The sequence below is a fragment of the Sphingobacterium kitahiroshimense genome, assembly GCF_025961315.1.
In the GTDB taxonomy this organism is placed as follows: Bacteria; Bacteroidota; Bacteroidia; order Sphingobacteriales; family Sphingobacteriaceae; genus Sphingobacterium; species Sphingobacterium anhuiense.
In genome coordinates, this window is sequence record NZ_JAOQNK010000001.1 from 6,260,927 (window position 1) to 6,275,833 (window position 14,907).

The 14,907-nt window shown below is 32.4% G+C and carries 17 protein-coding genes; 15 read left to right on the forward strand and 2 right to left on the reverse strand.

Annotated elements, in window-relative coordinates:
- Positions 1 to 66 precede the first annotated feature (66 nt).
- A complete protein-coding gene (locus M2265_RS26700) occupies positions 67 to 321 on the forward strand; it encodes a hypothetical protein (protein WP_132768851.1) in 255 nt (84 codons plus the stop codon).
- A 161-nt stretch (positions 322 to 482) separates the two neighbouring features.
- A complete protein-coding gene (locus M2265_RS26705; protein ID WP_132768849.1) occupies positions 483 to 887 on the forward strand; it encodes a hypothetical protein in 405 nt (134 codons plus the stop codon).
- Between the two features lie 343 nt (positions 888 to 1,230).
- Here M2265_RS26705 and M2265_RS26710 read toward each other — a convergent pair whose 3' ends face one another.
- Both M2265_RS26710 and M2265_RS26715 read right to left on the reverse strand, forming a co-directional pair.
- Entirely contained in the window at positions 1,231 to 2,655 is a 1,425-nt protein-coding gene (locus M2265_RS26710; RefSeq protein ID WP_132768847.1) for a serine hydrolase, read from the reverse strand.
- Positions 2,652 to 3,095 (reverse strand): MarR family winged helix-turn-helix transcriptional regulator, encoded by a 444-nt coding sequence (locus M2265_RS26715; protein WP_165905847.1) that lies wholly within the window; start codon positions 3,093 to 3,095, stop codon positions 2,652 to 2,654. Before M2265_RS26715 ends, M2265_RS26710 begins: the two co-directional genes overlap by 4 nt.
- Before the next feature lie 484 nt (positions 3,096 to 3,579).
- On the opposite strand from M2265_RS26715, the gene M2265_RS26720 reads away from it, so the two are divergent.
- The 13 genes from M2265_RS26720 (at position 3,580) to M2265_RS26780 (ending at position 14,881) form a co-directional block, all read left to right on the forward strand.
- A complete protein-coding gene (locus tag M2265_RS26720) occupies positions 3,580 to 3,771 on the forward strand; it encodes a hypothetical protein (RefSeq protein ID WP_132768843.1) in 192 nt (63 codons plus the stop codon).
- A gap of 246 nt (positions 3,772 to 4,017) precedes the next feature.
- A complete protein-coding gene (locus tag M2265_RS26725; RefSeq protein WP_132768841.1) occupies positions 4,018 to 4,467 on the forward strand; it encodes a nuclear transport factor 2 family protein in 450 nt (149 codons plus the stop codon).
- Between the two features lie 208 nt (positions 4,468 to 4,675).
- Positions 4,676 to 5,620: an Rpn family recombination-promoting nuclease/putative transposase gene (locus M2265_RS26730; RefSeq protein WP_132768839.1), complete on the forward strand. Its 945-nt coding sequence runs from the start codon at positions 4,676 to 4,678 to the stop codon at positions 5,618 to 5,620.
- A 265-nt stretch (positions 5,621 to 5,885) separates the two neighbouring features.
- A complete protein-coding gene (locus tag M2265_RS26735; RefSeq protein ID WP_243655385.1) occupies positions 5,886 to 6,713 on the forward strand; it encodes a flavin reductase family protein in 828 nt (275 codons plus the stop codon).
- A gap of 316 nt (positions 6,714 to 7,029) precedes the next feature.
- Positions 7,030 to 7,488, forward strand: coding sequence for a hypothetical protein (locus M2265_RS26740; protein WP_132768837.1), 459 nt, complete (start codon positions 7,030 to 7,032; stop codon positions 7,486 to 7,488).
- 156 nt (positions 7,489 to 7,644) lie between these two features.
- Positions 7,645 to 8,337, forward strand: a complete 693-nt coding sequence (locus M2265_RS26745) for a HEAT repeat domain-containing protein (protein ID WP_132768835.1) — start codon at positions 7,645 to 7,647, stop codon at positions 8,335 to 8,337.
- Positions 8,338 to 8,990: 653 nt separating this feature from the next.
- The gene (locus M2265_RS26750) at positions 8,991 to 9,470 is read left to right on the forward strand and encodes a hypothetical protein (protein WP_132768833.1); all 480 of its coding nucleotides are present in this window, start codon (positions 8,991 to 8,993) and stop codon (positions 9,468 to 9,470) included.
- 411 nt (positions 9,471 to 9,881) lie between these two features.
- Entirely contained in the window at positions 9,882 to 10,169 is a 288-nt protein-coding gene (locus M2265_RS26755) for a hypothetical protein (RefSeq protein WP_132768831.1), read from the forward strand.
- Between the two features lie 299 nt (positions 10,170 to 10,468).
- Positions 10,469 to 11,053 carry a hypothetical protein gene (locus M2265_RS26760; RefSeq protein ID WP_132768829.1) on the forward strand — a complete coding sequence of 195 codons (585 nt, stop codon included), beginning with the start codon at positions 10,469 to 10,471 and terminating at the stop codon, positions 11,051 to 11,053.
- 176 nt (positions 11,054 to 11,229) lie between these two features.
- Positions 11,230 to 11,538: a hypothetical protein gene (locus M2265_RS26765; protein WP_132768827.1), complete on the forward strand. Its 309-nt coding sequence runs from the start codon at positions 11,230 to 11,232 to the stop codon at positions 11,536 to 11,538.
- A 1,053-nt stretch (positions 11,539 to 12,591) separates the two neighbouring features.
- Positions 12,592 to 13,449, forward strand: coding sequence for a nuclear transport factor 2 family protein (locus tag M2265_RS26770; protein ID WP_264599374.1), 858 nt, complete (start codon positions 12,592 to 12,594; stop codon positions 13,447 to 13,449).
- A gap of 43 nt (positions 13,450 to 13,492) precedes the next feature.
- The gene (locus M2265_RS26775) at positions 13,493 to 14,083 is read left to right on the forward strand and encodes a Crp/Fnr family transcriptional regulator (RefSeq protein ID WP_132768823.1); all 591 of its coding nucleotides are present in this window, start codon (positions 13,493 to 13,495) and stop codon (positions 14,081 to 14,083) included.
- A 72-nt stretch (positions 14,084 to 14,155) separates the two neighbouring features.
- On the forward strand, positions 14,156 to 14,881 hold the full coding sequence (locus M2265_RS26780) for a hydrolase (protein WP_132768821.1): 726 nt from the start codon (positions 14,156 to 14,158) through the stop codon (positions 14,879 to 14,881).
- Positions 14,882 to 14,907: the final 26 nt, after the last annotated feature.

Below are 14,907 nucleotides of genomic sequence, written 5' to 3' on the forward strand. Positions count from 1 at the left end.
TCCCGTAAATTCAATTGAGAAATCAAGAATAATACAATTTATTACAAAGCTTAAAATTAATTGATCATGGAGTTTTTAAATTCGGACTCACATTTATCGCTACTATATCGTAAAGCCAAAGAAAGCTTCGAATGGTGTATTCAAAGTGATGAAAATGAATTCTTGAAAGATGAATTAAGCATGTCTTTTAATGATATTGTGTTAATTGAAAAAGATATAAAAATTGTATTTTCGAAAAGAGTTTTCGAGGAGTATAATATTGAGGTATGTTTACTTTTGTCTGCAGGTAATATTGAAGTTGGCAAATACCCTATATATTGAAAATGATAAAAATGAAGGTATTGATGATAGTTTAATTTTGTATTAGATTAACATTGAGAAGAGAAATCCGTTAGCTTATTATTTACTAAGGTTAAGCTTTACGCTTCGAAACTTTTTTCAAATAAAGTCATTAGGACTACGATATAAATAATTTGTTTTTAATGAAAAGAAAAACTATAATTTTGGTGATTGTTTTGGCTTTGATAGCTTTTTTTCTCTTTGGTGTAAAATATGAAACGATCATATATCTGGGTATGTCATCTTCAACATCAGACGGTTACAGTATTGATGCACAAGTGAAAATAGATGGAGAGCTGATTACAAAAGATAGTATCAATAATAATCCATATAAATATAAGACGATAAAAAAGAAATTGGGTATTGGTTTTCGGAAAGTTGAAATTTTATCTGTAAAAGCTGATGTTTACAGCACAGAGACTTTATTAATATTTCCGAATCAGTTTATTCTTATGGAATTCCTTCCTGCAACAGATATGAATAAAAAAATTATCTATCCACAACGATTTGATATAGCGAATGGATTTAATCCTTTTTATTATGAGTAGGAAGGCTTTAAACATTTATTCGTAAAGAAAAAACCTGTTTATGTTTTTGATAAGATAAGTACGAATAGATTTACTGGAGAAAAAATTAGAATGTTTAGGTTGTTTATAGATAATATCGCGATAGATGAATATGAAGATTTTGTTTCTGGCAGTGATTCCGATAGTTTAGAACTAGTTAAAAACTAGATTATGGAGTCTTTATAAAATTTAGATAAGTTGCCCAAGTTTGTAAAAAATTTTGATAAAGAAAGATTCAAAAATGATATGAATATTATTCTAGCTTCATTTGTCGATTAAGTTGGCAACGCTTTGGAGAAGTTGGAGCGTTGCCTTTTATCGTAATTTATTTTAACAATTCTTTTAACTTTTCCATTGCATTCGTGTTTTCCGCGTTTAATTCTAAACTTTTTTTATAATTTTCAATAGCTTTTTTAAGATGACCGTCCATCATATACGCTTCTCCTAAAGAGTCGTAAGCTTCATACGATTTTGGAAAAGATAAAATTTCGAGTGTGAATAAGTCTATTGCTTTTTTATGTAAACCTCTTTTAATCATCTCGTAGCCTTTGGCATTCAGGTCGGCTTCAGATATTTCTAATTTTGATTCTTTTATAAGAAATTTAGCTTCATCAAAACCCTTATCCAAACAAGTGTTGATTATTTTTTTTGTATAAAAATAAGTATCTAGCTTTGGTGTTGAACCAGCAATTGTTTTTTCCATAAAAAAACGAGCATCTAAAAATCCTTGATCTAGGTCTTTATTAGTAAGTAAAATTATAGTATAATTTTGTTTATCAAATATACGCCATTCAGCACCAACACCAAAATGCCCGCCACTGTGTCCATAAATTCCAGATCCTCGTGCTCCTGCAAACTGCATTCCGTATCCATATCGGTCGTTTTCAGGTTCCTTTTTCATAAAATTTGTATAATCAGCATTTAAGAGCTTATTATTTTTAAATGCCAATGCAAATTTGTACAAATCATTTATGGTGGTATAGCCACCACCTGCAGAACTGCCCTTGACAGCACTCATGAAAAATGTTTTTTGTAACTGGTTTGGATAAACATCTGATAATGTGTAGTTTTCTGCTTCATTTTCTATAATGTGGTCAACGTCAACATTGCCCGTATTTAGCATCTTTGCTTTTGAGAAAATATGCTTTTTAATATAGTCATCATAGGGCATTTTACTCACAGTTTCTATAATTCTACCGAGCAAAATATAGTTTGTATTCCTGTAAGAGAATTGCTCATTCGGTTTAAATTCCAACGGTTCATCTTCATATAATTTGGAAAGACTTTCTATTGTTCTAAATTTTATTTTAGAAGTATTCAAAAACTTATCGGAATAAAAATAATCAGCCAGCCCACTTCTGTGCATGAGTAATAATCTAATTGTGATAGAATCTCTTGCTACCTTATTTGGGTAATCTGGGATAAATTTCCCAATAGGATCATCCAAGGATAATTTTCCAGCTTGGATTAACTGAAATATAGCAACTGCAGTGAATGATTTTCCTATGGAAGCATAAGAAAATCTTGTGTCCGTATTATTTTTGACTTTGTGACCCAAATGAGCAAACCCATAAGATTTTTGCAATAAAATACTATCATCTTTAGCTATTAAAACGGCACCGCTAAAACCTTCTAAAGAATCTAGATAGTTAATAATCTCGCTTGCTTTAGTGTCTTGAGAAAAAACGGTTTTATTATTTGTGCAAGAAAATATAATAATGGTAGCTAATAGTTGGATACATTTTTTCATTTAGTATTTGTTTTACAGTTTTGGGTAATTTTACTTAATATTTCAAATAATTGTTTTAGTTCTTGTTCTGATAATGAGTTTAATGCAATCTCTCTATTTTTCGTTATGACAGGGTTTAGTTTTTCAATGATTTCTTTACCACTTGTTGTGATTTTTAACTCCGATTTTCGTTTGTCAGCATCGTCAATAGTTTTTGTTAAATAGTTTTTATTTATCATCAACTTGATTATTCGCGTCATTGATGCATAATCCTTAAAAACTAAATCGGCAATTTCAGATTGACTTTTATCCTCTTTGTCAATGATAATTAGAATCAAAGCTTGGTCCACAGTAATCGTTGGTACTATACTAGATATATTTTGTTGACATAATCTACGATAAGCTTTTATAGTTTCTTCAATGGAGTATAGTACGGTGCTAGTTGGAGTTTTGAATTTCATATTTACTTGATATATCAAACAAATATAATTATTTACTTGATATATCAAACAAATATAATTATTTATTTGATATATCAAGTAAATGCATAAGATCGCGTAAGTATTAAATTTTGCAATGTTGCATGTGGTCATCCAAATTAGGAGCAATATTTTTTAGGTTTTCAAATTTTGGGATCGTGTTCTATTAACCATATATCATGAGAGTCGGCTGATAAATGATTGGTGCTACATCCGCCATTAAGCGCCAGTTTCTATACCACTTCTATACCCCCTATAAATCCTGATGATTCAAAGGCGTAAAAGAATACAGCGAGTTCATTTTTTAACGTATTACGTAGACTTTGAATATCAGGGAGTTTACCTAAACTTCATCGTAATATTTGTTTTTGATAGGTCGCTGAGAGAGCGTTAAAAATTGTTTAATTTTCACGTTTTAACTATTTCTGAGTCAGAAATTGAAATAAAATTAGGAAGGAGTAGTATAATGGGCACTCAAGAATATTTATTAGATAAAGCAGAGAAGCAAGGTATAGAAAAGGGGCGTTTAGAAGAGCGTGCTAAGCTTAAGGTAGAAAAGCGTACTATTGCATTAGAATTTAAGAAAATGGGTTTACCTGTAGCAGATATTGCTAAGGGTACCGGACTTTCCATAGAAAAGATCGAAAAACTGAAATAGCACATTGTTCTAAAATATACAGAACCGTTTGGGATGACCAAGCGGTTTTTTTTTGCCTTTATTATTGACAAGTGGGTGACAGCAGAATAATCCCATTCCAGGTTCAACCATTTCACCTACCCATTTTCACCATTCACCGAGTTTTTAGTTGGTTTAGTCTAATTGCCATAGAGCAGGGACGAATTACACCCTACTTTTGAATCAACAACTAAGAACAATAAACTAACAATATAACATAAAGACATTATGAACACTATAGCAAAAACATTCGCAGCAGCAGCCTTGATCGCATTATCTACATTCAGTATGGCAGCAGCTAAACCAGAGGTATCAAACCCTAAAAAAGCAGTCGTTAATCTATCCACAGCAGACTTAGCCATTGATCATTATATAGCTGTTATGACAGAAGGACAGTCGGCAGGAGTAGAGCAGTTGTTCACTTCAGATTTTAAACAGAAAGTACAGGCAGCAGAAGCTAAGATCAATAGCCGTTCAGAAGTAATTTCCTTCTTGAAAAAGCAAAAAGGGGAGCAGTTGAACTGTAAAACAAGCACTACCATAGTTGAGCAGTCAGGTGACTACATGGTGGCAAAAGTAACCCAACAATTTGAAGATTTTACCAAGACCGATCTAGTGACTTTGGTCAATGACGGTGGTAATTGGAAAGTATCGCAATCCATCAACACGTATAAGTAAGTTAAGTTTGAATGCATATGTTTAGTCAGAGCCACATCGTGAGATGTGGCTTTTCTTTTTTCTATAGCATGTCTAAAGATTGATCCAAGTTGTGCTAGCCGACAACAAACGATTACAAACGACTACAAACGTTTAATAACCGACTAATATTTTTAGTTTTTATCATATTTGGTTTATGTAATTAATTATTTAAATAAATCCTAAAATTATGGTAGCACATGCAGAACCCGTATTTATTGATCCGACCACCGATGAAGGATTCAAGCGGTTATTCGGAGACAAAGTCAACCTGATCAACTTTCTCAACATCATCTTTCGTGGTCGAAAGATGATCACAGATCTTACTTATCGGGATACCGAGCGTATCGGAGCGACCGAAGAGATCGGTAAAGTTATCTTTGATCTTGTAGTCCAGATCAGTACAGGAGAAGAGATCATCATCGAGATGCAGACGAGTACACAGACCAATCTGAAGCAACGCATGCTGTACTATGCCAGCAAGGTCATTTCAGACACAGCACCCAAAGGAAACCGTAAAGCCTGGGCGTATGCCATTCCCGAGGTTTACACCATTGTCCTGATGGACGGTTTTCATATGCCGGGAGTTGATCGGAACACATATTTTCACGATACCTGCCTGTGTAATAGAGATTCAGGACAAATTTTCTATGAAGGATTTGGGTTTATCTATTTAGAAATTATTAACTTTGTTAAAAGCGAAGCTGAAGTTGAAGACGAACTGGATAAAGTATTCTTTATGCTCAAAAATATGTCTACGTTAAAGACCTTGCCACGGATCATGAAATCGGCGGTATTTCAACGATTCTTCCAGTTGGCCAGCTACGCAAAATTGACAAAGGAGGAAAAGACTATGTATGATATTAGTTTAAAACGCAAGTGGGATGCCGAAGCAGTGCGGATGTATCAACAGGAACAAGTTGAAGGACTAGAAAAACAATTGAAAGAGGCTAAAAAAGAAGCTAAAAAAGCATCATTAGTAGCTAAAGCTGAAGGACTTGCTGAAGGACTTGCTGAAGGCGAACACAATAAAGCTATTGAGACAGCTTTGAGGTTTAAAGAGATGGGTTTACTTGTAGAGCAAATCGCTAAGGGTACCGGACTTTCAATAGAAGAGATCGAAAAACTGAAGTAGAACATAGTTCTAAAATATATAGAACCGCTTGGGATGACCAAGCGGTTTTTTTTGTGCCTTTGTTATAGACGTGTGGGTAGTTTTATCGCATTGACCAATGTTTTCTGTATGGTGTAGTAGGAGTGTTTACAAAGATTTTTGTAACTTCATTTCTAAGCTCAGGATTTTGGTATTAGTGTATATATTGTTGGCAATCGTTTAGCGGGCAGAAACCATATCTTTTGTATACTTTTCTTATTCCAAACTCACGTTAATAAAAATTTAAATGGGCTTAAAAACTTTTGATATTTCATCATTAACGCAAACGGAAATACAAAGTTATTTGCACGCTGCCATTGCACCCCGCCCGATATGCTTCGCATCCACTATTGATAAAAACGGTAAGATTAATTTAAGTCCGTTTAGTTTTTTTAATGTTGTCAGTATGAATCCTCCGATATGCGTTTTTTCGGTTACAAGCAGGGCGCGGGATAATAGTTCTAAACATACGCTTGAAAACATTTTGGAAATACCTGAATGTGTGATTAATATTGTGAGCTATAATATGGTTCAACAGACCTATCTAACAAGCACCGACTATCCAAAAGAGGTAAATGAGTTTTCGAAAGCAGGGTTTACTGAATTGCCTTCAGAAACGGTAAAACCACCCAGAGTAGCAGAATCTAACATTCAATTGGAATGTGTTGTGAATGATGTAATATCTTTAGGGAAAAACGGAGGAGCAGGTAATTTGATTATTGCTGAGGTAAAACGCATTCATATCAATGAAGATATTTTGGATGATAATGGTAAATTAGACCCTCATAAAATGGATCTTGTGGCTCGTTTAGGTGGTGATTGGTATTGTAGGGTAACCAGCGACAGTTTATTTAAAATAGCCAAACCCATAGATAATGGAGGAGTAGGTATCGGTATAGATGCTTTTCCTCAACAGGTTAAAAACTCCAGCGTATTAACCGGGAATAATTTGGGTTTATTGGCACTTGTTAAATCGCTGCCTTCAGATGAGGAGGTAGAAGCCTTTAGTAAAACTGATGAAGTAAAGAGCTGCTTAATACCAATATCAAGAATCGCACGATGCTCCTGCAATTAAAAGCTCAGCAATTGTTAGATAATGGACGTGTAATGGATCCATGGAAAGTGCTGCTGATGTAGCCAAAATGGCTTTTCATTTCCATTTTAAAATGCTATCATTACAATTATTAATGTTCTTAACTTACACTGTCGAATAAGTTATCAACTCCAATCTTAATTATTTAAGATCAATAGGTCCTATGGGTGCCAAAATGGATCCTCAATTTTATGGAAATCAGCTGCAGAGAAAAATTGCAGAGAAGTCTAAGATATGTAACTATTTTATACCCCATGGGCAATTGCCTCCAGGAAATAAAATTTTTAGATAATTATTTATGAATTTTGATATAAGCTTAATAATGGATGCAGGATCTAAACATAAATTAGATCTTGTTAGCGATCTTCATGAAAAATTAAAAATTTTTTTTGAAGGAAGATTTTATGGTTCAGACCTAGAAAGTTATGTTATTGGTTTTACAAGTGTTTTAACTCCTCCAGGTTTTGAGCATCTTTTTAAAGCCAAGAAACCTTTGTATGTTCGTGATAAAACAACAAAAAACAGATTTACAGGAGAGATGCAGAGAATGGTAAAATTATTCATTGATGACATTGTTTTAACTTCTGATGAGTATGAAAGTTTTGTTTCCGGCAACGATTATGATAGTATGGAACTTTTAAAAACTAGAATATTGGAGTCTTTATCAAATTTAGATAAGCTGCCCAAGGCTGTAAAAGATTTTGATAAAGAAAAGTTCAAAATGGACATGAAAGCTTTTTTATATGATTCTGTTTAGATATATGTAATAAGTGGCAAGTAGTACTTTCATTTTTTTTTAATGAAAGTATAAATTTATACCACACGACCAAATACTACTATTTCTACTCCATTGCAAACTTTAATGGAGGCAAGAAAAATAATTCATAAACATATTCCAGTTAAATAGATAGTCATGAATTTGAACATACATGAATTGAATGAGAAATTTAAAGAATTAATCACTAAACCATTTAAATCTACTGAAGATTTAAAATTACAAGAAGAAATAAGAATTGCTTTAGAAAAATCTTTAAGTGAAGAGGAAGCAGAATTAGTGAACGATCTAAATTCAATAGGAATTAAAATAAATTCTGTATGGGACTTGGTTAAAACAAATGAAAGATATCCTGATGCTATTCCAATTCTATTAGATCACCTACAAAAAGACTATCATGAACGAAATATAGAAGGAATAATAAGGGCATTAGCTGTAAAGGAAGCAAAAGGAAAGGCAACTCCCTATTTAATCACTATGTATCACCAAATCCCTAAAGATAAGGATTTATTACGTTGGGCTATTGGCAATACTATAGATATGACAATTACTCAAGATGACGTCAAGAGCATTTTACCGATCGTTCAGGATAAAACAAACAGAACCTCAAGACAGATGTTTGTTTTCGCTTTAAGGAAAATTAAATCTGCAGAAGTGGAAGATGTCCTAATAAATTTGCTTAATGATGATGAAGTAGTTGCTCACGCTTTAATAGCACTTGGAAAAATTAAATCACAAAAAGCAAAAGATAAAATAGCAATATTGACAGATCACCCTAAACCTCTCGTAAGAAAGGAAGCTCAAAAAGCATTAAAAAAAATAATAAAATAAGTTTTGATTCATATGAAGATGACCTGGAGAGATCGACAATGGATAATGATATAATTTTATTTGAACATTTTGAAGCTTACTCAAGTCTGTTCAAATCAGAAGGGCTTGTATCATAGCAGGTACGAGTGTGCTTTGGTTTTTTGAAACGGAAAACATTAGCAACGAAAAGATAATACAGCAGGGGCGGAAAACGGAAAATTCAACATACTGGCTAATTCTGGATTCCCATTGCCACAAAAAAAAATTGTAACAGATACAAGATGAATTTCAGATTTTTTCAGAAATTCAGGAATGCTTTAATAGAACGGGGGAATGTCGTATCTTTCAATTAAGAAATGAAAAGAACGCTGGTAAAATCCTCAAATGAAATAACCGTTGAGAGTGAATCGGGAAGCTTTTATTTAGAAGTAAAAGCGAACCTTAAAAAAATCGTAGAATCAACTAATCAGTATAAAATTGCTATCAAAAATTATTTCAACAATTGGTTTAAGAAACTAACTAACAAAAGCTAAATGGAGATGAATTTCAATTTTACCAATGTAATCTACGTTCTGTTTATCAGTACTGTATTATTATGTGTATTTGCTTCCAGGACACAGCTTTCCCATAGATGTTAAAGGCTCCATTTTTTAGCAAATAAAGAAAATAAAATAATGAAAGAACATAAAATTCATAGTAATGAAGGAGGAGATTTATTGTCAATTAAATCTTTTGAAAATACATATTCTGACAGAAATTGTTTAATTAATGCAATTTTAAATTTAAGTGAGAAAATGGGCTATTTTTACATAAATGCAAGTAGACCAAATTTTACTGATTCAGAGTTATTATCAAAATTGAATTTAGTTTTAAATGATAAAAAAAACTTCATTTATAACAATTTTGAAATTTCATTTGAAGGGATTAATCTTAACGAAGAAGTGATAAATTTGTTACCACTTATTTGGTTTCATTATCAGCACGTAGCATTTAGGTTTTTTCGTAGTACAGGAAATAAATTTATTACTAAAGCGATGTCTTGGAAGGATATTACGAAAAAAAAGGAAAGTAGTTATGTTATGTTTAAAGATGCTGAAGATGATGTGGTCTGGATTGGAAAAAGTAAAGAATTGAAATTTGATTTGAATCAATAAAACTGCTAAAAGTAAATGAATGTGTATAAAGATCTTATTAAAGCGTCACTCACCTTGCTAAAGCAAGTGGATTTAATAAAAAAAGAGAATAGCTTTTAGGGGAAATTAGGTGAAAATAAAGGGGTTGTGAACTTTCGAAAAACTAGATAGTACAACAGACATAATCAATTTTGGTATCTATTCAGATGTTTTGGGGCAATTACAACCCAAGTATCAGTTAGCAAAACCTATAGTAGAACAGTGTCAGTTTAAAAATCGGACTCCCCTACATATTTCGAAAAAATTAATTCTTACGTCATCAAAGACAACGTAAATGATGAAATTATTCAACTTAATAATAAATTTGGATCCTAAATGGATACCAGATGACGCAGTTATTAATCCATATATAGTAAAATAATTATGGATAGGATGGCGAATTTATTTAAAGATCGGATATTGAAGAGAGGGGGACTGAATCTTTACTCAAAAGAAGATACATTAAAATTTATTGACGAGTGCGAGAAAGACACTGTATCTATTTTAGGAATAGATGGATTTTATATAACAGAAAATAGTACCCAGCCAAGTTTGGCAAACAGCGTTGATCTTAGTGGTTTTTCGATGGAAAACGAGAATATTTATGATCTTGTAAAGAGTTTTGTAGCTGAGAGGCCCGGAAATTTATTTTTTGAGATTATATATGAGGAAAGACAATAAAACCAATAATGAAAATATGGTTTGAATTGTATTCCTTCATTAACAAACCCTTTTGTAATTACCACAGGATTCAGCAAATTACGGAAAGTTATAGTATGTTACGTTACCCAAACAAGTATGGTGTTTTGGTACAATTTAATATGAAATCTGGCGCAATGAATTACTTTAATAAATTTAGTCAACGGTTATCGTTCATTAAGGATTTTAGCATATGAAGCTGTTGTCTTAATTATAATAACCAATAAAAAATTAATAAGGTAATGAAATCTATCGAAAATTAATTGGAAATGCTGGTCAAAATGACTCCAGTACACAATAAACAAAGTGAACTTACCATGATAAAATATTATAAAGCTGACGATAAAGAACAACTACTTTACAGAGAAACTTGGTTTGACGAAAACAGAAAAGTAGCCATTGTTCACTATGGAAAAGTTGGTTATAAAGGAAAAGTAGAAGAGATACCTATTGAAACGAAAAATGCAAATGACGATTTTGTACATAATTTCTGTAAAGACTGTGAAAGTAATGGCTATTATCAAATCGATGAAGACAATCATCATTGGGTTGTTGTTCAGTTTCCTTTAAAGAGTGAATTAGGAAATAAAAGAGATTTATGGCTTAAAGACAAGGTGCAAGAATATCTAAAAGACCATCTAGGCTGGAATGGAGTAGGCGATGTGGATGGTTTTGATATGGGTCAAAAGAAATTAAATATTTTTTGTAAGGTTGTAGACAGTGAAAAAGCGGTTAGCAGTATCAAAACCTGTCTCAAAGATTATCGACTTGACCTTAATCAAGCACGAATTGCAACAAAAAAAGTAGGAGAGATAAATTATACGCTGAAGTTTTCACACAAAAAAGTAGATAATTTTGAACTATGAAAAAGTTAGCCTTACAAGAGATTGATTTTAAACAGTCGCTTCCAGACTTGATTTTCAAAAGCAGTTTAACGGAAAATAAAATATAAATTAGACAAGGCTTTTGATAGGAATTTATAAACAGCAATTTCATTTTAAACAGAACATTAAGATCCTATAAACCTTTATTAACCATGAAAATGACCACAGAAGAATTCCAAGATTATAAATTAGAAATAGAAGAATTAACAGCATTACTAAATAATGAATGGCTTGATTTGAAAAATTTAATCATATCAAACAACATTAATTTAGAAAGGACGCTATTAGTCGGTTACTATGAAGATGCTGAAGGAAAAGAGCATGGATTACTTTACAACAAAAAAGACAATTTCATACTAAAATTTGAAGTGTTTAATAACACTATATCACTGACCAGTATTGATCATGTTCATGAAGTAAGTGATGAATATCCGCAATTGCTAGTAGCTATTAGCTTAGCAGATTAGTTGTTAGAAATGGATTCCCCCGTTAGCACACGAAAAATATAACGCTCAACTACGCAGTTTTGCGGACTGCTGATCTAGTAGTTTTCTATGGTAGACCATTTCAGTTTGTAGCGTTTTAAAAAAGCTTTCAGCTGCGGCATAATCCCAATTTTTAGAAGCTCTAGCAAAATAAAGCTCAGAGTTAATATACATATCTTCACTTTCAGAGGGTAATGTATTATCAAGACATCCACCAGATACCGTTTTTGCACCTGCCGGTTGTCCACCTTTTATGTAGCAAAGGAAACGATCTTCTAAAAGATTAGAACCATAGCACGCATACCAAACTTTGTCCTGTAAATCTCCGATTTCTTTTAATTGGTTATAATCTTCTTTTTAAAGATAAAATAATATAAGGTTTTCTTTTCTTCTTCAATCAGATCTTTTCAGAATCGATGTGTTTATTCAAGATTAATTTAATATCAAAAGAAATTTGATCATAGGAGTAGCTACACCTTTAAATCAAAAATCCGCTCTAATATTTGATATAGGCATGTCAAAATTCCTCAAAACTTGCATCGTAATATTTAGCAAACTCATCCCTCAAATCTTTACATAAGTGTTAATTGTGGTTTGTTTTTAAGGCCAAAATTATATTTTTTTCCTACATAAAAAAATATATGGAAAATTTTAGGATCAGAAAATGCTGTTGTGATTTTTCATCCAAACGAAGAATTTTCATAAACCTAACGCTCATAGTTTTCTTTATCATTTTATAAATACAACCTTTTTGGACTGATATCAAATCTTTTTCACAAAATTGCTGCAACTTTAGCATTTGTTTAAAATCTTAACCTATGTCAACGTCTTAATAGTATTATTTAAATAATTTTGTTTAAACAAGAATAAAAAAATAGGATTAGCAAATGAACAACAACAAAGATCATTGCTTAATTATTTTAATGTTTTGCAAAAGAAGTATAATTTAAAAAATTAAAGAGGTTTAAAATGGGACATTCAAATTCCGAAAGAAACACTTTTCACGTTAAAACAGTAGAATATAACAAAAAGCTTATGGAGAATTTCTATAACGCTTTTTCAAAAGGCGAATTTGAAGAAATCTTTCAATATGTGACACCTGATTTTGTTATGCACGTTCCAGGAAAAGGATTGAATGCTGGTGAATATTGGTATAAAGAAGGCTTTAAAAAATTTCTTGATCATATTGTCTCTTTTGGTGGAGGCGTATTTTCATTATCTATACCCGCTATCGCAGTGAATGTAGACTCGGTCTTTACACGGGAGCAAATTAGAATGAACCGCAAAGAAAATCCTGAAGAATTGTGGTTACTCCAATTTGTAATGGAATATAAAATAAAAGACGGATTAATTGCCGAAGCTTGGACAATTCCTATCGAAGGAGATGTTTATGATACTTTTTGGACGCCTGGCTCCAAATTTAAAAATCCTTCAAACCCTTTAATTTCCGAAAAACCTCAAACCATTTCAGAAAGTTTGGCCAATTCATATTCGTTGGAAAATGAAAAAATTGTAAGAGATTTTTATCATTATTTCTGGAACAGCGATTTGGATAGTATGGCAAAAAATATAGTAGATGACTTTGAATTATGGGTGCCTGGGAATAGCTTTCTTTCAGGTACTTATAAAACAAAACAAGGTTATCTCGCGTTTAGAGACAAGCTACTCTCGAATGTTGCAGGTGACCGGTACAAACTGGATTGGGAATCTTTTGCTTGCTCAGAAAAAGAAGTTTTTGTGAAAGAACATATCAGAATGAATCGTAGCTGGGACGAACAAATCAAGACCAATTTTGCTGTTTTCCATTTCCAGCTTGAGAACGGTAAAATAATTAGAATTAATGATATTCCTTTAGATGCTATAGCGTACGATGATTTTTTTACAAAAAAGTAAACTATTACCTTTTCTACTAACACATCACTAAGAGATTTATACTATGGATATTACTCCGCTTGTTCAGCATTTCGCTAAGTTCATTTCTCTTGATGAGAAAGAGATTGAGCTCTTAGGTCTTTTGGTAAGGCATCACACCATTAAGAAAAAAGAGTTTCTTTTAAAAGAAGGAGAAATTTGTTTATACGACAGTTTCATTGTTAAGGGTTGTGTAAAGATTTTTCAAATAGATGCACAGGGTAAGGAACATATTATCTCTTTTGCGATAGAAAATTGGTGGGCTGTTGATATGTACAGTTTTATTGGCCAACTTCCTGCTGTTTATAATATCCAGGCACTCGAAGATACAGATTTAATACAGTTTACTAGAAAGCAGTACGACCTAAGATACGAGATCATCCCGCAACTCAATAAATTTACACGAAAGATGCTTGAAAATGCGTATGTAGTTCATCAAAGCAGAATTTTACAAAATATTTCATTGTTAGTAGAAGAAAAGTACTTGAAGTTTTTGGAGAAGTATCCCAATTTAGAAAGCCGAATTTCTCAACGACACATCGCTTCTTATTTGGGCGTATCTCCTGAGTTTCTGAGTAGGATGAAAAAAGCAAAAATTTTAAAGAAAAAAAAGTAAAAGAATATATTAATTAATAAATGAATCATGAATTTTTATGAACTCCTTGTTAATCTTAAAATCAATCAACTTATGAGCACAACAGAAAATTTAATTCCCAGTACTAATTATCAAGAACGTTTTAAAGACTTCGAATATCCAAGTCCAGAACTATTGAATCCAGGAAATCACAGCTTGATCCTTATCGATCACGAAGGTCAAATGATTTTTCCAGTTGAATCCATTCCTAAATTGGAGCTAAGAAACAATGTAGCTATATTGGCTTATTATTCTAAAGTTTATGAAATCCCCACTATCCTTTCTACAATTGCTGAAAAAGGTTTTGCCGGACCAATCTTGACAGAAATTAGGCAATATTACCCAGATGCACCAGTTTATGATAGAATAAGCATGAACCTTTGGGAAGATACCAATGCGCGTGAAGCTGTAATTGCAACAGATAAAAAACGTTTGGTGATGGCCGGCTTATGGACAGACGTTTGTTTAGGCTTCACTGTTTTATCTGCGCTAAAAGCAGGTTACGAAGTTTACATTATTACGGATGCCTCTGGTGCAACTTCAGTTGAAGCACATCAAATAGCTATCCAAAGAATGGTGCAAGCGGGGGCTATCCCTATGACAACTTCTACTTATATTTCCGAAATACTTAGAGATTATGGAAGGGCAGACAATGCTACACCAGATATTGGGGCTTTGTTACACGATGGTTTGGTAAAATATATGAATTTTGGAATAGGAATCGACTATGCAGATCACATGGTGCCAGCTTATCCAACTTACAAAGGCTTTAATAAATAATTAAAAACACAAGTTTTTTTGTACAT